General features: G+C 57.6%; 18 protein-coding genes. 14 read left to right on the top strand and 4 right to left on the bottom strand.

Translation table 11 applies throughout. The features are described from left to right. The first annotated feature begins 74 nt into the window (after positions 1–74). The 9 genes from HPY55_08450 to HPY55_08490 all read left to right on the top strand — a co-directional run bounded on the left by HPY55_08450 (position 75) and on the right by HPY55_08490 (position 11,044). The gene (locus HPY55_08450) at positions 75–1,634 is read left to right on the top strand and encodes a methyltransferase domain-containing protein (protein NPV70657.1); all 1,560 of its coding nucleotides are present in this window, start codon (positions 75–77) and stop codon (positions 1,632–1,634) included. 1 nt (position 1,635) lies between these two features. Then, a complete protein-coding gene (locus tag HPY55_08455; GenBank protein ID NPV70658.1) occupies positions 1,636–2,685 on the top strand; it encodes a glycosyltransferase family 4 protein in 1,050 nt (349 codons plus the stop codon). After that, complete coding sequence (locus HPY55_08460) at positions 2,682–4,028, top strand: glycosyltransferase (protein NPV70659.1); 1,347 nt, start codon at positions 2,682–2,684, stop codon at positions 4,026–4,028. Before HPY55_08455 ends, HPY55_08460 begins: the two co-directional genes overlap by 4 nt. Positions 4,029–4,077: 49 nt before the next feature. Then, positions 4,078–5,199, top strand: a complete 1,122-nt coding sequence (locus tag HPY55_08465; protein ID NPV70660.1) for a glycosyltransferase family 4 protein — start codon at positions 4,078–4,080, stop codon at positions 5,197–5,199. A gap of 6 nt (positions 5,200–5,205) precedes the next feature. Beyond that, positions 5,206–6,357: a glycosyltransferase family 4 protein gene (locus tag HPY55_08470; protein ID NPV70661.1), complete on the top strand. Its 1,152-nt coding sequence runs from the start codon at positions 5,206–5,208 to the stop codon at positions 6,355–6,357. Beyond that, entirely contained in the window at positions 6,354–7,547 is a 1,194-nt protein-coding gene (locus tag HPY55_08475; GenBank protein ID NPV70662.1) for a glycosyltransferase, read from the top strand. Before HPY55_08470 ends, HPY55_08475 begins: the two co-directional genes overlap by 4 nt. Positions 7,548–7,793: 246 nt before the next feature. Continuing rightward, entirely contained in the window at positions 7,794–9,296 is a 1,503-nt protein-coding gene (locus HPY55_08480; GenBank protein ID NPV70663.1) for a hypothetical protein, read from the top strand. Between the two features lie 34 nt (positions 9,297–9,330). Continuing rightward, positions 9,331–10,548, top strand: a complete 1,218-nt coding sequence (locus tag HPY55_08485; GenBank protein ID NPV70664.1) for a glycosyltransferase — start codon at positions 9,331–9,333, stop codon at positions 10,546–10,548. Beyond that, positions 10,496–11,044 (top strand): class I SAM-dependent methyltransferase, encoded by a 549-nt coding sequence (locus tag HPY55_08490; GenBank protein ID NPV70665.1) that lies wholly within the window; start codon positions 10,496–10,498, stop codon positions 11,042–11,044. The genes HPY55_08485 and HPY55_08490 overlap by 53 nt, the downstream gene beginning before the upstream one ends. A 65-nt stretch (positions 11,045–11,109) precedes the next feature. Here HPY55_08490 and HPY55_08495 read toward each other — a convergent pair whose 3' ends face one another. From HPY55_08495 to galE, 4 genes are all read right to left on the bottom strand, one after another. After that, complete coding sequence (locus HPY55_08495; GenBank protein NPV70666.1) at positions 11,110–12,243, bottom strand: glycosyltransferase family 4 protein; 1,134 nt, start codon at positions 12,241–12,243, stop codon at positions 11,110–11,112. 1 nt (position 12,244) lies between these two features. Further along, positions 12,245–13,663: a sugar transferase gene (locus HPY55_08500; GenBank protein ID NPV70667.1), complete on the bottom strand. Its 1,419-nt coding sequence runs from the start codon at positions 13,661–13,663 to the stop codon at positions 12,245–12,247. Positions 13,664–14,282: 619 nt separating this feature from the next. Then, complete coding sequence (gene galU, locus HPY55_08505; GenBank protein ID NPV70668.1) at positions 14,283–15,179, bottom strand: UTP--glucose-1-phosphate uridylyltransferase GalU; 897 nt, start codon at positions 15,177–15,179, stop codon at positions 14,283–14,285. 4 nt (positions 15,180–15,183) lie between these two features. Beyond that, on the bottom strand, positions 15,184–16,194 hold the full coding sequence (gene galE / locus HPY55_08510) for a UDP-glucose 4-epimerase GalE (GenBank protein NPV70669.1): 1,011 nt from the start codon (positions 16,192–16,194) through the stop codon (positions 15,184–15,186). Positions 16,195–16,530: 336 nt separating this feature from the next. Between galE and HPY55_08515 the strand changes: the two genes are divergently transcribed. From HPY55_08515 to HPY55_08535, 5 genes are all read left to right on the top strand, one after another. Next, positions 16,531–16,833: a hypothetical protein gene (locus tag HPY55_08515; protein ID NPV70670.1), complete on the top strand. Its 303-nt coding sequence runs from the start codon at positions 16,531–16,533 to the stop codon at positions 16,831–16,833. Then, the gene (locus HPY55_08520; GenBank protein NPV70671.1) at positions 16,830–17,252 is read left to right on the top strand and encodes a PIN domain-containing protein; all 423 of its coding nucleotides are present in this window, start codon (positions 16,830–16,832) and stop codon (positions 17,250–17,252) included. The genes HPY55_08515 and HPY55_08520 overlap by 4 nt, the downstream gene beginning before the upstream one ends. A 279-nt stretch (positions 17,253–17,531) precedes the next feature. Continuing rightward, positions 17,532–17,918: a DUF1841 family protein gene (locus HPY55_08525; GenBank protein NPV70672.1), complete on the top strand. Its 387-nt coding sequence runs from the start codon at positions 17,532–17,534 to the stop codon at positions 17,916–17,918. Between the two features lie 503 nt (positions 17,919–18,421). Beyond that, positions 18,422–19,081 (top strand): hypothetical protein, encoded by a 660-nt coding sequence (locus HPY55_08530; protein ID NPV70673.1) that lies wholly within the window; start codon positions 18,422–18,424, stop codon positions 19,079–19,081. A 440-nt stretch (positions 19,082–19,521) separates the two neighbouring features. After that, entirely contained in the window at positions 19,522–21,243 is a 1,722-nt protein-coding gene (locus HPY55_08535) for an S-layer homology domain-containing protein (protein NPV70674.1), read from the top strand. Positions 21,244–21,354 lie beyond the last annotated feature (111 nt).

The raw sequence follows: 21,354 nt of genomic DNA on the forward strand, positions 1-21,354 counted from the left end.
ACGGCTGCTGCTTACGAGGCTGGGCGGAAGAAAGAAACGAGGCAGAGGGGCCGTATTGGAGGGGGAAGAACCTCATGGGTGAAGATCCTGTCGTCGAGGCGATAAGAAGAGACATTGAAGAGCTCCTGGCGGCAAAGAAGGCAGGCCAGCTCACTTCGATCGAGGTATCCAACCCAGGTAGCCCCGGCATGATGGAGGAAATCCAGGGGTGGCTTGACCGTGCAGCCGGCCAGTCTCAGGTGGACATAAACCGTGTCCCGGTGCGCTCCACTCGCCCTTTCTGGGGGCCGCTTATTACCATTTACAAGCGGCTCGTTCGCAAGAGCACCTATTGGCTCTACCAGCCGCTCTTTGGGCAAATAGCGACTTTTCACAGCACACTTCTTGAAGCCTCGGCCCGTCTCGGTGGGTGGCTGGAGGAGACAAGGAACCACGCCCGGACACAGTCTGGCACCATAGCCTCGGAGTTAGAGCAGTTTAGGACTTCCGTTTTTGCGCATAAGGCGGAAGTGGAGAATAGGGTGGCCGAGACAAGAGGCGTCGTGGCTTCCCTGATGGATGAACAGGCCCAGCTGAAAGGCGCCGTGGCTTCCCTGATGGATGAACAGGCCCGGCTGAAAGGCGCCGTGGCTTCCCAGGTGGATGAACAGGCCCAGCTGAAAGGCGCCGTGGCTTCCCTGATGGATGAACAGGCCCAGCTGAAAGATGGGGTCAGTGAGCTCCAGCAATGCGTTGCCTCCATCGCGGGCGATAGGACCGGACTCCAGCGGGAAATCCTTGAGGTGACTCGGGCTCAGGCAGGAAACGTGTTGCAGGAACTGACTAGCCTCCGGAGTCAGGTCGAAGACTACCGGACCGAAACGGCCTTCCTGCGGGCAAAGATGGCACTCGCTGTGCAGCGCCTGGCGACAAGCAGGCTACATGTTACTACAGAAGTCGGCTTGCCGAAAGCGGCGGAAGTAGCTGATGCGGAGCTTCAGGACGAGGCCTGGCTATACCACGCCTTCGAGCAGTATTTCCGGGGGCCGGAGACGCTCATCAGAGAGCGCCAGCGCGCCTACCTTCCCGATGTCCAGAAAGCCCACGCGGCTTGCCGCGGCTCGGTGCTCGATGTGGGGGCCGGACGGGGCGAATTCCTGGAACTCTGCCGCGAGGCCGGGATACCCGCCGAAGGTGTCGACCTGAACGACGCGATGGTCGCGCGTTGTCGCGAAAAGGGGCTTGAGGTGTCAAGAGCTTGCGGTCTTTCTCACCTGCGCAGCCTTCCCGACGAGAGCCTCTGTGCGGTGACCGCCTTCCAGGTGGTGGAGCACCTGCGCCCCGCACAGCTCTGGCAGATGGTACAAGCGGCTCTGGTTAAGATTCGCCCCGGTGGTCTATTGATCCTAGAGACGGTGAACCCACACAGCCTCGCTTCTTTGATGGACTTCTACCTGGACCTGACCCACGAAAGGCCCGTTCCGGCTCCCACCTTGCGCTTCCTTGTGGAGGCGGCGGGCTTCAGGGAGGTCCAGGTGCGTTTTTCTTCACCTTGCCCTGAGGAAGGAAGTCTCCAGGGCGAAGAGGATAGCGTCAAGAGGCTTAACGTCCTCCTCTTCGGTCCACAGGATTATGCGGTGATGGGGTGGCGGTGAGATGCGGGTCGCAATTGCCACGGTACAAGTTCCTTTCATCTGGGGTGGAGCGGAATACCTTGCTGCGGAACTGCAAAAGGCCCTGGAGCGGGCAGGCCACCGGGCCGAGACGGTGACGATTCCATTCAAATGGTATCCGCCCGAGCGGATCCCGGAGCACATTCTGGCAGCTCGCCTATTTGACCTGACCGAGAGCTGCGGCATCAGAGTGGACCTTCTCATTGGCCTCAAATTTCCGGCCTACTGTTTCCACCACCCTCGGAAAGTGCTCTGGATCCTGCACCAGCACCGGCAGGCCTACGACCTTTGGGGCACGGAATACTCTGACCTTCACCTGTCCCCGCAGGGAGACCAGGTGCGGGAGGCGATCTTTAAAGCGGATAACCAATACTTGAGGGAAGCAGTGCGAGTCTTCACCATAAGCCGCAATGTCAGTGCGCGTCTGCAACGGCACAATGGGATTACCTCTACCCCTCTCTACCACCCGTGCCCACATGCGGAGGAGTTCTCTTGCGAGGCGTTCGAACCGTACGCCTTCTTCCCAAGTCGCCTTGATCAGATGAAACGGCAGCACCTGGTGATTGAGGCGATGCGGCACGTCAAGACGCCCCTGAAACTATGTCTTGCCGGCAGTGCCGCTACGCCCATGTACCTGGAACAGTTGCAGGACCTCATCTGCCGCTACCGGCTTGAGGAAAGGGTCAAGATCATGCATCGTGTTACGGAAGAGGAGAAGCGCGCACTCTACGCCCGCTGCAGGGCCGTGGTCTTCCCGCCCTATGATGAAGACTACGGCTACGTTACGCTGGAGGCCTCTTACGCCAGCAAGGCGTTAATCACCTGTCGGGATAGCGGGGGGCCACTGGAGTTTGCTCACGACCGGGACACAGGAATGGTCTGTGACCCCACACCTGAGGGATTGGCTGAGGCCATGGACTACCTGGGAGAGTCCGAGGAAAGGGCGAGGGAGATGGGGAAAAGGGCGAGGGAGGCGATCCTGGCCATGGGGCTCTCCTGGGAGCGCGTGGTGAAGGAGCTGACTGCACTGTGAGGATCGCGTGGTTTAGTCCTCTTCCCCCTTTGAAGTCGGGGATCAGCGAATACAGTGAGACAGTCGTCTATGAATTAAGAAAGCATGCTGTGGTCGATTTGTGGGTCGAAAACATCCCTCAACTGCGTTTCTGCCGGGATTTCCGCGTGTACAACTACGGGGAGCGCTCCGAGCTTCTGCCACTGCTTGAGACCTACGACGCGATTGTCTACAACATGGGCAACAATGCGGAATTCCATGCGCAAATGTATGATGTCTTGCAGGTTCACCCGGGCATAGTCATTCTTCACGACTACGTCCTTCACCACTTTTTCGCGGGCTACTTCCTGGACAAGAGGCGTAACTCGGCGTCCTACATACGGGAAGTCCACGAGCAGTATGGGGCCGAATCTGCAGACTTGGCAAGGAAATGTCTGGAGGACGGGAAGCCCCTTTGGGAGAGGGAAGAAGTCTTTCATTATCCCCTTAATAGGACGGTCTTAGATCGCGCCCGCGGGTTGGTAGTCCATTCGGAATACGCAAGAGCAATGCTGAGAAAACAGGCCGACAAGAGGCCCGGCCTGACGACTAAGAAGATTGATCAACCGGTTTCTCCGCTGTCGCGGCAGCACCACAGCGGATCAAGGGAAGAACTTGGCCTACCTAAAGACAAGATAATTGTGGCGTCTCTCGGCTTCATAACCCCGTCGAAAAGGCTGCACAAGGTAATAGGGGCCGTCGCTGAAGACAGGTTCTTGAGAGAAAGAGTCGTCATCTTGGTCATTGGCGAAAGCATCTCGCCGGATTACCGGCTTGAAGCGTATGCTACGAAGTATGGCATTGCACCAGTCGTCAGGATGTTGGGGTATTTACCCATAGAAGCAGCCTATGCCTATCTCAGATGCGCGGACATATGCGTGAACCTGCGTTACCCTACCATGGGTGAAACAAGCAGCAGCCTGATCAGGATTATGTCCTTGGGCAAGCCGACCCTAGTCTCCAACGTCGGGTGGTATGCAGATCTCCCCGATGACTCCGTTGTAAAGATCGACCCGCTGAACGAGGAAGAGGGGTTGACATCTTGGCTACGACGCCTAGTGTCTGATGGCGAGCTGCGGGATAAGATCGGCGAAACGGCGAAGGCATACGTTGAGAGAGAACACTCATTGGAGAAGTTCGTTCGGGAGCTTTGCGAATTCATCCAGGAAACTGGTGCTGAGGGAAGCAGTCTCTACATCCGCGTCTTAGATAGGATTACGGACACCTTGAATGAGCTTGGCCAGGGGGCCGATCTTGTTCTCCCTCACCTTCCGGCGCATCTAGCGTGGCTTTACCTGGAAGGAGGAAAACGTAGGGCACTCTAGATACACATATCGGTGGGCATTCAATAATGGTGTAGCTGAGGCGAGCGCCATGCTTGTTGGTATCGATGCCCGCTATGGCCTGCGGAAGAACCGGCGGGGTATCGGGACGTACATATACTATCTGCTTTCCGAGTTCCGGCGGCAAAGGCCGCCTGGCATGGAAATCATCCTTTACGCAGATAACACCGCCTGCCCAGAGGTGGTTGCGGCCTTTGAAGGGCCGCCGTTCAGAGTGCGGCTATTACCTGCGCTGAACCTGGCCTGGTGGGAGCAAGTGGCCCTGCCGCTTGCCGCCCGCCACGACAGGGTGGATCTCCTGCACTGCACCAGCAACATTGCGCCGGTTTTGTCTAAACCTTGCCGTCTGGTTACCACCATCCACGACGTAATCGAGTTCCGGCGCCGGGAGTTTAGTAAGGCAAAGCTTTCTTTGCGCCACCGTTTGAGCCGCACGTACCGGATGGGGGTTTTGACGCGGGTGTCTGCGATGAGCGATCTGGTCATCACCGTTTCGGAATACTCCCGGCAGGACATCAGCAAGGTCTTGGGGATACCACGGGAACAGATCCGTGTCACATATGAGGCTCCCACGGCAGCTGAGCAACCACTTGAGCGCTCGGAGCTTTTTTCGCGGCTCGGCATAGAGGATGGGGAGTACATGTTTGCCGTGGGTGCGGTGGACAGGCGCAAGAATACTGTGCGCCTTCTGGAGGCGTATCGCCGGCTGCGCGCCGAAAGAAGAGCCTCCCCTTCTCTTGTTGTGGCGGGAATCGAGAGGCCGGAGACCTTCGTTCCTCTAGCGGGGGAGGGCGTACACCTTTTTGGTTTCCTCCCGGATGAGGTTATCGCCGGCCTTTATAGACATGCTCTCTTCTTTGTCTATCCATCTCTTTATGAGGGCTTTGGGTTACCGGTGCTGGAGGCGATGAGCCTGGGGACACCCGTGCTGTGCTCGACCACTACCTCCGTGGGGGAGGTGGCCGGGGAGGCAGCGCTGAAGTGCGATCCTACAGACACTGGCGACCTCGCGGCAAAGATGAGGCTACTCATTGATGATGCGGGCTTGAGGAGAGACTTCATAGACTTGGGGTGCCGCCGTGCGAGGGAGTTCTCCTGGGAGCATTGCGCCCGTCAAACGCTCGCAGCTTATTTTGAAGCCCTTGGAGGCTGAGTAGTATTGCGGATAGGTGTTGATATCGATATTCTGACCCTGCCCAACCCCTATACCGGCATACCCAACTACCTGCGCCACCTGGCTAATGGCCTAGCACAATTCAAACCGGACGTCGCGCATTTCTACCTGCTTTCGCGCAGACAGGTGTATGAAAATGACATCTTGCCGGCCCACGTCTCTCCCGTGGTGGTCCGGTGGCCACTAGGCTGGGGCTGGCAGAGTGTGGTCTTGCCCTGTGCAGCGTGGTGGTTGAGGTTCGATCTGCTGCACATGCCCGCTTTTGCCGTGCCGCCTTTCGTGCCGTGCCCTGTGGTGGTTACGGTTCACGACCTGGCATATCTCACGCACCCTGAATGGTGCCGGGAGGAGACGGTCAGTTATCTGTCCCGGCGGGTCCCCAGAGCCTTGAGGAAGGCATCTGCTGTCATTACTCCATCTGCCTTCGTCAGGGACGAAGTCGTGCGGTGCTTCGGTGTTCCCACGGAGAGAATCCACCCAATACTTCACGGGGTGAGTCCCGCATTCAGGGTATTGCCGAAAGAAGAGGTAACAGATACCAGGCAAGAGATGGGTTTGCCGGAACGTTTCCTCCTCTACGTGGGCACCATTGAGCCCAGGAAGAACCTACTTGGGTTAATCCAGGCGTTCGGGCAAGCAGTGGCGCAAGGTCTGGACCATTCTCTCGTGATTGCTGGAGCCAAGGGGTGGAAGTGCACGGATATTTATGCGCTACCCCGACAGTTGGGTCTAGAGCACCGGGTCCTGTTCCCAGGTTATGTGCCGGGTAATCTGCTCCCGGCTCTGTACAACGCTGCTACCATCTTTGTCTATCCTTCTCTGTACGAAGGCTTTGGCCTGCCCGTGCTGGAGGCCATGGCGTGTGGTACCCCGGTTGTAGCATCCAATGTTTCTTCCCTCCCCGAAGTTGTGGGTGAAGCCGGGATACTGGTGAATCCTCTGGACAAAGACGAGCTGGCGTCTGCCATACTCGTCTTGGCCTCAAATGAAGGAATGCGGCAGGATCTTTCCCGAAAAGGGCTTGAATGGGCGGCGCAGTTTTCCTGGGAAAGGACTGCCCAGGAGACCGTAAGGGTTTACGAAACCTGCTCAAATCACGCCACAAGAGATCTGTGTAGGGGGCCAGCAAAGGCATGAAGACCGTCTTTCTTACCGCTGAGCCACCCTGGCCGCTCGATCAGGGGGACAAGCTCCGGAACTATCATCTTCTCAAGGCATTGGCTGAGGCGCACGCGGTCACTCTCGTGTCGTTTTGTGCCCCAGGTGACGAAGAGGGAACTTGGCGGGAGGTGATTGGTCCCTTTTGCGAGGCTGTCTATGCAGTACCGCTTGGCCGTCTCCAGATGCTCCTCAATGTAGCTCGGCTACCTCACTTACCCGTGACCATGGCCGCGCGGGCTTCCTTCAGGATGGGGGGGCTACTCCGTCAGATGACGGGAACGGGTGAGTTCGATCTTGCTTTCGCGTGCCAGCTGAAGATGGCTGGCTATCTGAAGCAGTGCTCAGTCAGACGTCGGGTGGCCGATCTCACTGACAGTCTCAGTCTCTACCGCCGCCGGATGACACGATTTGCCTCCTCCAGCGCGGCCAGGCTTTTCGGCTTAATAGAGGCAGCCCGGCTTGCCCGTCAGGAACGGCGCATTGCCGGACTGACGGATGTGGTGCTCCTTGCTTCCGCATCGGATGCGGCAGCGCTGGAAAAGATAGCTCCCGGAGCCAACGTATGTGTTCTGGCCAACGGAGTGGACCTGGATTATTTCCGACCGCTGCCCGATCCGGGGCGTCCCGTGCTCCTCTTCTACGGTCACCTCCGCTACCCGCCTAATGCCGACGGCCTCATCTGGTTCTGCCGCGAGGTTTTCCCCCAGGTCCGCAAAGTAGTCCCGGAGGCAGAGCTGCACATCGCCGGAAAAGAGGCCTCCGTGGATGTCGTATCTCTTGCCCGGCTACCAGGAGTGAAGTTCTGGGGTCACGTGCCGGACCTCCGGCCATGCTTGGCCAGCTCTTCCCTGGTGGTTGTCCCTTTGCGTTTTGGCACCGGCATACACAATAAGGTACTGGAAGCCCTCGCCGCTGGCCGTGCCGTGGTCTCCACTTCGTTAGGCTATGAGGGTCTGGAAGTAGTCCCGGGTGTGCATCTGGAAGTTGTGGACAAACCGGCCGACTTTGCCGCCGCGGTGGTCGGCCTGCTGCGCGATCCGGCCCGCCGAGCCGCTCTGGCCGCCGCAGGCCGTAGGTTGGTGGAGGAACGGTACAGTTGGAGAATGGTTAGCCAGGTGTTGCAGAGCCTTCTCGTGGGCACAGAGGGAACGGAAAATGCCAATTAGCAGGATTTCCGCTGCTTGGCGCGAACCCTCCTTGGGGGCATGGGGGTGGAACGCGATGCCTGAGATAAAACTGGGCTACCGAGAGGACTCGGTTGGCTTGGTTCCGTAAGGGTTGGACTGTAATGGATGTCCTTTCCTGCACTAGCGCCACACGGAGGAGACAACGTGCGTTGGCAATACTGTTTCTTGATGCTAGTGACTTGTGTTATGGCAGTCGGCTGTCTGTCTATGTGGCTGGGTCAAGACGTGAATTGGGATCTAAGGAACTACCATTTCTATAACGGCTACGCCATCATGACTGGTCGCGTTTCCAAGGATTACGCCCCTGCTCAACTCCAGACGTTTCTGAACCCGTTCTTGGATATACTCCACTATTCACTGATCAGATGGCTCCCGCCAAAGGTTGCCGGCTTCATCCTGGGCGCAGTGCATGGTATAAACCTGTATCTGCTCTTCATCATTTCCTTGTGGGTTCTTCCAATCAAGCGTGTTCCCAAACAGATAGTATCATTGATGTGTGCTATTCTCGGTATGTATGCACCTACTGCTGTTTCCGAAGTCGGTACTACAATGGGCGATTTGACTCTTTCGCCTCTTGTCTTGGGTGGTTTGTACTACTTGCTAAAATCATGCTCCAACCCTAGGGAATCGGCGAAGTGGCTTCTCTTCTCAGGTTTCCTTTTTGGCAGTGCTGCAGGAACGAAACTCACCTTTTCCCCCTACGTCGTTGCTGCAGCGATAGCATTACTGATTGTACATAGGAACACTCATTTGCCTACAAATGATGGACTCGTCTATGCAAGGACATTCCTTTTGTTTGCAGCAGGCTCTGCTCTCGGGTTTGTCTTAACGGACGGTTATTGGGCCATTTTATTATACACTCATTTCAAGAACCCGTTTTTCCCCTTTTTCAATCAACTGTTCAAATCTCCCTATGCTCTTCCAACATCTTGCCGGGACCTTCGCTGGTTGCCCAAGACTGTGGGTGAGTATTTAATGCTCCCGTTTTCCTTTGTTGGTTTGGGACCGCACAGAATCCTGGAACTACCTTTCAATGCAATCAGGTTCCCGTTGGCGCTAGTCTTGACGGTGGTCTATGCTATGATGTCTTGCTGGACTCGGATGCGCAAGAAGGACTGCACCACTGCAAATGAGTTCAATCTTCTATTGACCTTTTTTGTGGTCTCTGTATCTATTTGGGCTGCGATCTTTTCCTACTACCGCTACCTTGCTCCTTTGGAGTTGATGGCGCCATTGCTCATTGTGCTTCTGATTTTTCATGTGTTTTCCACCTCAAAGTCAAGGTGTCTGTCGGTGTCTCTTGCATTTCTGCTGATGGTTGGTACGATGAAGGCTCCAAACTGGGGTCGTTTGCCCTGGCGTGACTCCAACTACTTCGGGACATCTGTCCCACTGATCCCAGGCCTAAAAGAGGGCACAGTGATAATGACGTCGTACTCGCCGACTGCATTCCTTCTTCCTTCCTTTCCAGTTGAGACCCGTTTTGTCCGTGTACAAAGCAACTTTGATCCCGCAGCTTCAGAAAAGTGGCAACGGGAAATCAGAGATGTCCTCACATCTCACTCAGGGCCGTTTTTTCTGCTTACCACGAAAGACGGTTTTCAAGAGGCTTCCAGCATCTTAAGGGGATATGGTTTTATGCCAATTCAGGAAAGGTGCGCCGAAATAACCAATTGTCTGGAACCGGTAGACTTGTATGAGCTGAGAAGAATTAATCTGAACAATTGAGAGTAACGTGCCGATAGGCAACGGGGTGGTCTTAGTGCAGCGAGTATCGATAATAATCCCAGCATACAATGAAGAAGCAGGTATTCAGCCTACACTACAAGAACTCAGGGAAGCCCTTGCTGGGGATTCCACCGAAATCATCGTAGTGGACGACGGCTCTACGGATAAGACTGCTCAACTTGCCCAAGGCTTGGCCGATAGGGTGGTTAGTCACGCCACAAACCGCGGCAAGGGTGCGGCAATGCGAACAGGCTTCGAAGTGTCCAATGGGGAATGCATTGTTTTCCTGGATGCTGACGGAACCTACCCAGCCATGTTCATCCCGTCCATAGTCCGGAAGCTCGAAGAGGTGGATGTGGTATTTACCTGCCGTACAAACAGGGAACACATTCCTCTTCTTAATCGATTTGGCAACTGGCTCATTACAGGGTTGATCAAGAGGTTTTCTGGATTCATAGGTAACGACCCTCTCTCGGGGCTGTATGGTCTGAGACGCGAGGCGCTTAAAGCAATAGGGTTAGAGTCTTCAACGTTTGCCATCGAAACGGAGATCGTCGTAAAGGTAAGTGGAATGAGATTCTCTGCCGCAGAGATACCAATAGCCTACCGTAGTCGCCTGGGTTTGACAAAACTGCGCCCGTTTCGGGACGGATGGCGAATACTGCGTGTCCTCGTTGACCTGCTATTCATCTTCAGGCCAGTCTTGACCTTTACTCTGCCTGGGTCAATCATAGCTCTAATCGGATTGTGTTTCGCCGGTGTACTGACCGTCAAAGGGGCCATTCATCTTGACCACGTCCGCCTGAGCCTGCACACCTTCTTGACCAGCCTGACCCTCATACTTCTCGGGGCCAACACGGCGTTTTACGGCATCATAATTGACCTTTACGCGGTACGTCACCGGTTCAAGAAACCGTCGCGGGTCACCCGCACGCTCGCAAACACTTCTGTCTATACGGGCACGCGCAACTTCAGTCTCTTTCTCGTTTGTCTTAGCGTGCCAATTCTGGGGTACCATTTCATGTGCTGGCAACGTGGCGGGTACGGACCCTTCGTGGCCACCAGAAGTTGGATGCTCTCACTAACCGGGTTCCTTCTCGGGCTGCAAGGAGTCTACACAAGCATCATTGGAAAAGTCTTTGCCAAGGATTGCCTGGAGGCGGATGCTATTGCGGGAAAGGTGGACGCTCTGGGATCAAATGATCGCCAACATGCGTTATGCGAAGGTAAGAAGACTGGTACCTGCCGGTAGTGTACTCTGCGATCTTGGCTGTGGCCCTGATGGGCGTTTTCTGCAGGCACTACTAGATTCTGGAACAATCAGCAAGGGCTACGGATTCGACCGGAACGTTGACCGGGTGAGGGAGAGGGGAGAGATGGTGTTGTCCCCCCTGGACCTGAATAGTGGTATTCCCTTGCAGGGTGCAAGCATCGACTGCGTTACCATGCTGGCGCTGCTAGAGCATCTGAGCAAACCTGCTGCGGTGATTGAAGACGTTTTTCGGGTTCTGAAGCCGGGCGGGAGAATCATCCTTACCACTCCTAGTCCTTGCTCGAAAGCGCTACTGGAATTCTTGGCTTTTCGTCTTCAGTTGATCTCCGCTGAGGAGATACGAGACCACAAACGCTACTATTCCGAAACAGATCTCCGAGCGCTGTTGGGTGACAAAAGTTTTACAGGCGTTGTCTACAAGAGGTTCCAGTTTGGGTTGAACCAGCTCGTGGCCGCGAGCAAACCTGCAACATGATTACCCTTTTCATTGATTTATGCTTGTCCTTGGGGTCAGGAGGAGTCACGGGTGGCCAGTCTTTTCTATGGAGTTCGATCTGCTGTTCCCCCAGCCAACTGGGCAACCCTGTAGTAGAGGCTCCTTGTCTTGCCCAGATGGTCTTCGAACCGGAAGAGGTGTTCGTACAACCGCCTGCCCATCGCTCCATACTGTCGACGCAAGTCGGGCTTCTTGATGAGACACGCGAGGCGCTCACGCAGCACGCTGACGGACCTATCTCCGGCCGGTATAAGGTAGCCGTTGACGCCGTCACTGACCAGTTCACTCACCCCGCCCACGTCAGACGCCACAACCGGCAAACCTGCCATCAGCGCCTCGATTATGCTGATGGGTAGCCCCTCGTACCTTGATATCAGGCAGAAGATGTGCGACTGTGCAAGAAGAGAGGCGACGTCATGTCTTTGGCCCAGGAACTCAACCCTCCCGGACAAGCCTCGCCGGTCCACGTACTTGTGCACTGCCGGGAGTAACGGCCCGTCCCCGATGAACCAGAGGCGCCAGTCGCCGTCCAGGGGCTCCAGGGCTTTCACCAGTGCGATGTGGTCTTTCGGATGAGCGAACCTGGCGACCATGGAGATAGTGACCGGGCGGCCATTGCCGGGCTTCGCCCTCTGCCCGCAGTCCGGGATGGCGTTGTGGATCAGGTGCAAGAGACCTGGTGGGGCCACGCGACATCTGTCAGCCAGACCTCGGTCGTGCTTCGACACGACAATGATGGCACTGGACCAACGGGCTGCCACCTTCTCGGCAAGGAGGGCAACGAGCCGCCGTGGCCAGGGTGTCCCCTCCGAAAAGGCCCAGCCGTGTGCGGTGAATATGGCAGGGACCCCTTCCAGGCGCGCCGCCAGGCGGCCGAGGAACCCCGCCTTGGATGAGTGACAGTGAACAACATCAGGACGGAATTCGCGGATGATGCGGCGCAGGTCGACTACCGTGCGGACATCGTTCCAGGGGCTGATGCGGCGGACCAGGTGAGGCAGTATCCATACTGTGCTCCCAAGCGTTCTTGCCCTGGAAGCCAGCATTTCTTCTTCCCCGGTCACCAACCCCCGCTCCACATCGTTGAGGCCTTCCAGGAGGTTCAGTACATGGGTTTGGGCGCCCCCAGGCTCAGACCTCGTTATCACGTACAAGACCCTGGTCGGTGTGCCACTCATGTCAGGAGTCCACGGGAGGCGGACTGGGTCTGTCCAAACCATGCTGCCCAGCTACTGGAGATGCAATTCCTTCCGCACTCTGAGGAGTGAGGACCGTCACGATTGTCTGCATTATCACCGAAAGATCTGCCGCAAGGGAATAGTTAGCTATGTAAAGCAGGTCATAAAGCAGTTTGTCCTCGGGATCTGTCGAGTATTTGCCCCTGACCTGAGCTAGCCCCGTGAGGCCTGGCGTGACTGAGAGCCGGTATTTGTAGCCGGGGATAGAGGCTGCGAACTCTTCAACGAACTCAGGCCGTTCAGGGCGTGGACCCACAATGCTCATGTCACCCCGCAACACGTTGAAGAGTTGGGGAGTCTCGTCCAGTCGAAGGGCGCGCAAGACCCTCCCAGCGGGCGTTACGCGAGGATCTCCTTTCAACGAGAGTACAGGGCCCGTTTCAGCCTCGGCATTGCGGTGCATTGTCCTGAACTTCCACACTTCGAAGACCCTTCCTCGCAGGCCCACCCTCTGCTGACGATAAAGGATTGGGGGGCCGGAGGTTAGCAGGATTACTGCCGATATGAGAGCCATGACGGGCAGCGATACGCTGAGGGCGAGGGTTGTTACAGCGACGTCGAATGCCCTTTTCACAAAGGCCTGCCCAGGGTTCAGGCCCAGTCCGGCGAGCAGCAAGAGCGGATGATCATCGATTCTGCCGGTGCGCGCGCTTGCCATTAGGATGTCGAGTGGTCCGGGCTGGACCAGGACCTGCTTTCCTCGACCAGCGAACGTTTCGATGATCTGCCGTCTATCGGGTTCGGGCACGTCTACGAGGAGTACCCCATCGTACCCACCTGTGGGTGAAGAGCAGGTATGAGAGTGCTCGGCCATACGCAGGGCTTCTTCGGGGTTCACTACGCCGGCTACCAGTACCCGGTTCGACCCCGTCAGCCGCAGGTTGAGCAGGAGATCCTGTGTTGCGTTGCGCGATACCACAAGAAGTCGCTGGATTCCCCCGGCTTTTGTGTCCAGGTGTGCAACAATGTGCCTCCACGCTGCGATCAGTATCGAATTGATTGCCAGGGCAATGGCAAACACGGTTCGCGGAAACGCAAACCCGCGGAACCAGTAGGCTCCCGCCATGGTAGCGAGGACGGACAGGAAGACGGCTACGACAGTTGACCGCATCCCATTGTTGGCGTTGAACGGTGGCATTCCGTATAGGCCGAGCGCAGCGAAAACCGTGGCTGTCACAAGGAGGATCCAGGGTAGTAGTATCCGAAAAGCCTCCGCGTTGCTTTCAGGCAATGGTAAGGAGAACCGGAACACAAACGCTAGATAGTATCCGGCGACCGTCAAAACACAGTCCGTCAGCAGAACCAGACCGCGAGGGACCGGCAAGAAGTACTGCTTGAGCTTGCCGAGACTCGCCTGCAAATGCTCTCCACCCCTGTCCCGTAACCTGTCACCCGGCTCAGCGTTCAACCAAGCGAATCGAAGCCGGCACTTGTCAGACGATCCCGAGCCGCCTCCTGGCGAAATCCATCGGCCCCCAAAGAATCGAAACGACAATCCGCGCAGTGATTCTTGGCGGGCACGCGCGAATCCTCCACAACCGTGTAGCCACTCTCGGTCCGGCACACAGGGTTGACGAATCTCTGAGGCTCACCAAGGCGTCAGACCTTATCGAAGCGAGGAATACGCCGACGCTTTCTCGCGACTTACGAAAACCTCTGTCGATTATGCCGTCATGGAAAAGGCACCGAGGTTGCGATGGTGCCCGGTAGTTTTGGGTGGGATGACGTTGGAGGCTGGCCTGCCCTTGCGAGAATCTACGGTAATAAACGTACTGGTCGGCAGGAAGCCACACCTTTTAGACGCGTCTGACTGCATTTTCTACCTGCCATCTGACACTCCGAGTTTGAGTCCAGTGTAGCATAGTGCATTCCTAGAGAAACCCGCTGTCACATGTACAACACTCCGGTTCATGGTGGTGTCAAGCACGGGAACAGAACGACGACGACCGGGTGTCGGTTTCCTCACCCATTGACGGGACTCAGTGTAGGTTTATCGACGCTGCCACTTCTCGTAAAGTCCTGGCCACCGCTTCCCTGAGATCGTCCCTCTTCAGGGCGAATTCCAGAGTGGCCCGTATCAGGCCCGCGGCGTCTCCCACGTCATACCTCTGTCCGGTGATTGTCGTTGCATGGACCCCGCCTTCCCGCGCAAGTCTGTCCAGCGCGTCTGTAAGCTGAATTTCGCCGTTCTTGCCCGGCGGGAGGTCTTCCAGTATGTCGAATATTGCAGCCTCCAGCACATATCTGCCGATGACGGCGAGATTGGACGGGGCGGCCTGCGGTCCTGGCTTTTCGACCAGGCGCCGGACGCGGGGGAGACCCTCGCCCATCACGGCATCAACGATTCCATACCGGCTTGTATCTTCCGGCTGAACTTCTTGAACTGCGACGATACTCCCGCCGGCTTCGCTGTGAGCGTCCATCAACTGCCTTATGGCGGGCGGATCGGCCACGAACACTTCATCTCCCAGTAACACGACAAAGGGTTCGTCGCCGACATGGTGCTTCGCCTGCAGTACGGCATGCCCGAGGCCGAGGGGTTCCTTCTGGCGTATGTAATGAATATCGGCGAGGTCTGCGATGCTGCGGACCGTCCTCAGCATGTCATCCTTGCCCGAGCGTTCGAGAGCGAGTTCCACCTCGATACAGCGGTCGAAGTGGTCTTCAATAGCCCGCTTGGACCTGCCAGTCACGATGATCACGTCTTCGATTCCGGCTGCGACGACTTCTTCCACCACATACTGGATGATCGGCTTGTCGATTATCGGCAACATCTCTTTTGGCTGCGCCTTGGTTGACGGGAGAAACCTTGTGCCGAGGCCGGCTGCGGGGATGACTGCCTTTCTGACTCGCTTTCCGTGCTGGCCGATGGTCATGCTTCTAGGGCCTCCTCGATTTCCCGGCAAATCCATGAGGGTTTCTGCTGTGCCACTTCCACGCCGAGGCTACAATATCCTCAAGAGAAGGGCGCTGCGGTTTCCAGGAGAGGATCTCGGCCGCGCGCCTCGTCGAAGCCACCAGAGCCACCGGGTCGCCTTCCCGCCTGGGCGCCATCTCGACGGGAATACGCTTACCGGCCGCCCTCTCGCAGGCGGCCAGCACTTCGAGAACCGTGTTGCCCGTTTCGGCGCCAAGGTTGACGGGGCCGGTGACTCCACGCTCCAGGGCGTCCAGAGCCAGGACGTGCGCTGTCGCCAGGTCAGACACGTGGACGAAATCCCTGACTGCCGTGCCGTCCTTCGTGGGATAGTCGGTCCCGAATATTGAGGCCTTGTCGATCGCTCCCAGAGCTGCCCGCATCAGTAGGGGAATCAGATGGGTCTCCGGATTGTGGTCCTCGCCGATGTCACCGGCTTCGTCCGCGCCAGCTGCGTTGAAGTACCTCAGGCTGATGTACCGCAGGCCGTAGGCTTTCGCGTGCCAGGCCAGCATCCGCTCGATGAAGAGTTTCGTTTCCCCGTAGGGGTTTACCGGCCGGCAGGGATGGTTCTCCTCAATCGGGATGGACTCCGGTTCTCCGTAAACCGCCGCGCTGGAGGAAAAAACGATGTCCTTCACGCCGCAACGCCGTATCGCTTCGAGCAGCCTTACCCCGCCGACCATGTTATTCTCGAACGCCGGCGAAGGGTTCCTCATCGACTCCCCGACGAGGCTGGACGCGGCCAGGTGGACCACGGCGGTCACCCCGTAATCCTGCATAACCCTGCTCAGGAGGTCCGCGTCACGCACATCGCCGGCGATGAATACCTCGATGCCCGGTGGCTGTGCCTCGACGAGGCTCCTGTGTCCGGTTGACAGGTTGTCGTACACGACCACGCGTCTGCCGGCGCGGAGTAGTTCGCGCACCACGTGGCTTCCGACGTATCCGGCGCCCCCGGTGACCAGGACCAATGCGTGCACCTCCAGGCAACCACCCAGGTAAAGCTGGCCCAGCCGAAGCTGGCCCAGCAAAATCCGGCGCAGTGGCCGCTTCTTCAGGCTATCGCGGACTGCCACAGGCTACTGTTCTCTAGACAAGATGCGGTTCCTCCTCAGGCAGCCGGCGGACTTTCGTAAGGTCATCGATACAGTCAAGGCGAAGCTTGGCCCAGACGAACCAGGCGCAGCCTGAGCTGGTGCGCCACACGTGTCGTAGCAACCTCCCACTGTTTTCCAGGCACTGCACAGACAGCTTCGTTGATACAACTGCTGTAATGCTGTATACTGTAACGCAGGAGGTCGGAGAAGGTGGATAAGAACAGATACCGGACTCAGCTCTACCTCGATGAGACTCAGTACCGTTTTCTCAGGGAGACTGCGGCAAGATACGAAACGAGCATTGCTGCTGTAGTGAGAGACCTCATTGATAAGGAGATGGGGAGCATGGAGTCCGTGGACGAAGATGACCCATTGTTTCGCATAAGCCAATCCGCTGTCAGGACAGGGCGCACGGATGGGTCTGTAGCCCATGATCGCTACATTTATCGCCAACAACCTCAGCAGAGCGGCGATCAACAGGTGCCCGGGGAAGGCGGGGACAGGTCGTCATGATCCGGTCGACAGATTCTCTATTCATCGACACCTCTGCATTCATAGCCCTGTACGACGCGAGCGACCGCCATCACGAGGCGGCAAAGGACTTCTTCACGGCGGAACGGATCCGGGCCCTCCGGGTACAACTGGTGACCACGAATTTCGTCTTTGCTGAGGTATACACATATTTTTGTAGGGACCACGGCCGTGCCACGATTGTGGGCAGGCATATTCGTGAAAGCAAGATCCTGCGATATCTTCGCCCGGGTCCCGCAGACGAGGACGCAGCGTGGAATCTGGCGCAAGAGTACCACGATAAGGATTTCAGTTTTGTCGACTGCTTGAGTTTCGTCGTTATGTCCAGACTTGGCTGCCGGAAGGCATTTGCGTTTGATTCTCACTTTCGGCAGATGGGTTTTGACATGTTGCCTGACTGAGCCCGGCTGTGTTTGTCACTGCTGTGCGCCGCACACGTCGTCGTGTCGCACTTGTGTGGTATACTCCTGTCATGAAAGTGCCTGGTGCTCACGGGCAGCACTCGATCTGGCTCCTGGACTGGCTCGAAGGGTGATCGAAAGGGCCAAGGCGAAAACTGGCCCATCAAGGTAGCGGCGCCAGGGCTTCCAGCACTTGCGCTTGGGTTGTACAATGCACGCAGGTTCGCATTGCGCAAACACACAGCGGAATAGCTACACGACTGATGGCGGTGAAGCAAGGTGCGGTTGAAAGAAATTGCCGAATGCCCCGAGTTAGACATTGATACTGAAGAATCGGCCATTTCCGCAGTACTCGCCGAACACCCCGACCTCCGGATCCTCTGGGAGAAATACCCCGTACTGACGGGGGAAATAGTGATAAACGAGGTCAACCCGATCTTCCACGTATACGTTGAGGCTGTGGCGGAGACGCAGATTCAGACGGGGAGCCCGCCTGAGGCCAAAGAAGCTTTCGAACGGCTCAAACGCGCCGGGCTCAGCGGCCACGCTGCGCGTGCCTCCATCGCGGGCCTGATCGTATGGTACATCTACCACATCTTGAAGGAGGAAACCCGCTTCGACAGAGAGGAGTACGCGCGTCTTTCCACAGGCCGGCCGTTGCGGTGATTATGTCTTCATCCGTCATCCGGCCCCTCACTGCGGGTTTTCTTCCTACCTCGAGTACGATGCTGTTTTCACCTACTGCTTTCACCTGCAGGACATCTCCGGCCCCGATTCTTAACTGACGCCAGCCCGATGGGGTGCGCTCGAGCTCGCCGCACGAAGTCTTGTCCCCCCAGCAGTCCCGGGCCCTGGCGAAAACGCCGGTGTCAACAACGGCGATGCCATCGTGTACGACCTGCATACCGGGCTCAGGTACGACACAACCCTACGATATGGTAAAATGTGACAGCAGGCGGAATGCGCGGCTGACCGCACCGGCTAAGCCAACCGGCTGACGTCCCAGGTAAGCGATGGTCTGTTGGTGAGCCACGTGTGGTCATGCGTTCTCGGCGGTTGGCGGTGCGGTGGGTGGCCTGCGAAGTTAGGTGGAGGGGGGAGAAACAGGCGGATTGAGGTGTGGAATCACGTTCCCGGTTGAACTCGCACGTTCGAATGAGGTCAGCCACATGGGCAAGATCCTCTACCTGACGGCGTTGGCAGTTCAACCGCGGTCCATAAGCCAGCTTGCGCGGGCGGCGGGGGTGGACCCGGGGCATGCAAGCAGAGTCTGTGCCGAGCTGGTGAGAGCAGGGTGGATGCGTACGACCGGGAGTAGGCGGGGACTGCTACCTGTGCCGGCAATGCCAGACGCGCTGCAGGAGCAACACGCCAGGCGGCTGTTCAAGATGCTCGCGATGGCCCCGCAGAAGGGAGAGTTCCTCATGAAGTGCTGGCTCGATCTTCTCGTGGCTAGTAACAATCTAATCGACAACGCGAGACCTGGGTTCCTCTGCAACCCTCTCACAGGAGAACCGCTCGAATTCGACCGGTACTATCTGGAGGGGGTTGCTTTTGAATTCAACGGAAGACAGCACTACGGCCCAACCGCGGCGTATCCAGATGAGCAGGCGTTCAGAGAGCTGAGAGCGAGAGACCTCCTGAAGAAGGGGTTGAGCCAGGAACAGGGCATTGTGTTGGTAGAAGTGATCAGCGAAGACCTGACCTTCGACAATATGGAAAGAAAAATCCCGGACGTGCTACCGAGGAACATAATCGACAGGGACGGCCTGTACGCAAAGGCGCTCGCTCGCGCCTCCCAGGATTACCGTGCGAAGGCTGGACACTAATCACCGGACGCTAATCGCCAGACACGGTGCGGTCGAGCCGGTACCCTGCGGGCCTACCGAATGTGGGCTATCCGATGAGTCCTGGATGAGTCCTGGGTGTGCACGCGCAGCACCAGGCGACAGTCCCGGCGTCTGCTGAAAGCCGACGACAAACACGGTCTCGCGTGCGCACACGCAGTACAAGTCCGGCGTATTGTGCATGGACGCAGCAAATCGCGCGAATTCCTGTGCGTGAGTGCAGTATCAGCCGGCGTCATGCTGTGGTGCAGAGATTCTGAGGCGAGTAATGCTCTGACGCAGAAGTCTTCGGCCGAATCATGCTGCAGCGCAGAAAAGACTGCATGAGATTGTGGCGAAGCAGTGCTGGAAAACTTCGTTGGACAATGGTAATATTATCTTGGATTCCTATAACATCCAAAGGGGAAAGGAGGTGAACGGAAATGCCAGGATTCAGAAGCAAGTACGTGGCCGGCAACATCTGCCTCCTGCTCTTCGCGGCTTTTCTGGCGATGACGGCGGTGGGCATAGTCGAGGCCGGCAAGGCATACGCTGACCCGTATACTTGGACGTATTCGGGATCCAGCTCGCAGTATTCGACGACGCAGATAAAACCTGCTGTCTGGATGTCGCCATTGACGAGCGCCACCGAGGGGCCCAGCCTGTTTACCTACTACATAAAGTTGGTAGGTACGCCGACTGGCGACTATACGGTGGAGGCTACTCAGAAGAGCGTCATCGGAAGTGCGTACGACACCGCGTATCGCAACCTCCTCGAGCTCGTTTATGCTCCGCCATCCAGCTGGAACCTTCAGCCCGGTTACCGGGTTGAGTACAGCCAGGTCCGCGAGCTAATTGCCCAGCACGCCGTCTACGTTGACCTCCTGTACAGGCCACCGTCGACCGGCGGTGGAGGCGGCGGTGGCGGCGGAACCGCGCAGCAAATCCTCACGGGCCAATATGGCACCATCGTGGTGCTGCCGGCGCTCGGCAGCGCTACATACAATGTAGACGAATCCCTCGTGGTGAGCGCTCTGCAATCCCTCGCAGCTAGTATCAGGGAGTTCACGATCGCCGATCTCTCGGCGACCGACGCCTCGGAAAAGGCCACGGTCATCGGGTCGGGGATTCTCCAGGCAGCACTGAACCTCGCCAAAGACCTCGTCGTCAACAACGGCCAGGTCGTGATCACGTTCCCGAGCGGCTCGATCGATCCATCTATCGTCGGACAGGCCGGAGCGGGCGCCGCGTTCAGGGTCGTCGTCGGCATCATGGGCGACACCGCCAGCGTGCAGCTGGTCAGCGGAACGCAGGCGGCGGACCAGGGCTTCATCCCGCAGTCCACGGTGTTCTCGCTCGATGCTACGCTTGTGCAGGGATCGCAGACGGTGGGCGATATCTCGCGCTTCAACAGCCCGGTGCGCGTGACGTTCTCGTACAACCCGCAGCCGGGTATCGACGAGAACAAGCTCGGCGTGTATGGCCTCGATCCCGTCACCAACACCTGGACGTACGTCGGAGGCAAGGTGAACCCGGACACGAACCAGATCACGGCCAACCTGTGGCACTTCAGCCAGTATGCCGTCATGCTCTACGACAAGACGTTCGTCGACGTGGCGACGCACTGGGCGAAGACCGACGTGGAACTGATGGCCTCCAGGCACGTGGTCAAAGGCGTGAGCGACACGCAGTTCGCGCCCGAAGCGCCAGTAACCAGGGCCCAGTTTGCGTCGCTGCTTCTCAGGAGCCTCGGGCTGGAGGAGCACAAACCGGCGATGGAGACGTTCCTCGATGTATCGCGCAGCTCGTGGTACTTCGGTGCGGTTGAGGGCGCCTTCAAGGCGGGTATCATCAAGGGATACAGCGACGGTACCTTCAAGCCTGACGCCAGGGTGACGCGCGAAGAGATGGCGACTATGCTGGTAAGGGCGCTCGGCAAGGCCGGCGTGAACACGGCGGTGAACGCGGCAGACATTGAGGCGCTCTCGAAGTTCGCCGACAGGAACAAGATATCCGGATGGGCGGCCGAAGCTGCGGCGTACACCGCAAAGACAGGTATCCTGAACGGCAGGACCGCGACCACGTTCGTGCCGCAGGGCACCGGCACGAGGGCCGAAGCCGCGGTCATGATGAAGCGGTTCATGGCCAATACCGGCCAGATCTAACCCAAGAACCCGACTGATAGGCAACTGATAAGTCTCGAACGAGACACCGGGGGTCCCGCGGCAGAGGCGGGGCCCCCGAGTCTTCATCCAGCGGGATTGCTGGTGGCAGGC

The sequence above is a fragment of the Bacillota bacterium genome (assembly GCA_013178305.1).
Taxonomy (GTDB): Bacteria; Bacillota; Sulfobacillia; order JABLXB01; family JABLXB01; genus JABLXB01.

Bases quoted from the DNA above. Each gene is read 5' to 3' on its own strand.
- HPY55_08530 (NPV70673.1), top strand. From the start codon at position 18,422: ATGGGCAAGATCCTCTACCTGACGGCGTTGGCAGTTCAACCGCGGTCC.
- HPY55_08455 (NPV70658.1), top strand. From the start codon at position 1,636: ATGCGGGTCGCAATTGCCACGGTACAAGTTCCTTTCATCTGGGGTGGA.
- HPY55_08495 (NPV70666.1), bottom strand. From the start codon at position 12,243: ATGAGTGGCACACCGACCAGGGTCTTGTACGTGATAACGAGGTCTGAG.
- HPY55_08520 (NPV70671.1), top strand. From the start codon at position 16,830: ATGATCCGGTCGACAGATTCTCTATTCATCGACACCTCTGCATTCATA.
- HPY55_08465 (NPV70660.1), top strand. From the start codon at position 4,078: ATGCTTGTTGGTATCGATGCCCGCTATGGCCTGCGGAAGAACCGGCGG.
- galU (NPV70668.1), bottom strand. From the start codon at position 15,179: ATGACCATCGGCCAGCACGGAAAGCGAGTCAGAAAGGCAGTCATCCCC.
- HPY55_08490 (NPV70665.1), top strand. From the start codon at position 10,496: ATGATCGCCAACATGCGTTATGCGAAGGTAAGAAGACTGGTACCTGCC.
- HPY55_08535 (NPV70674.1), top strand. From the start codon at position 19,522: ATGCCAGGATTCAGAAGCAAGTACGTGGCCGGCAACATCTGCCTCCTG.
- HPY55_08475 (NPV70662.1), top strand. From the start codon at position 6,354: ATGAAGACCGTCTTTCTTACCGCTGAGCCACCCTGGCCGCTCGATCAG.
- HPY55_08450 (NPV70657.1), top strand. From the start codon at position 75: ATGGGTGAAGATCCTGTCGTCGAGGCGATAAGAAGAGACATTGAAGAG.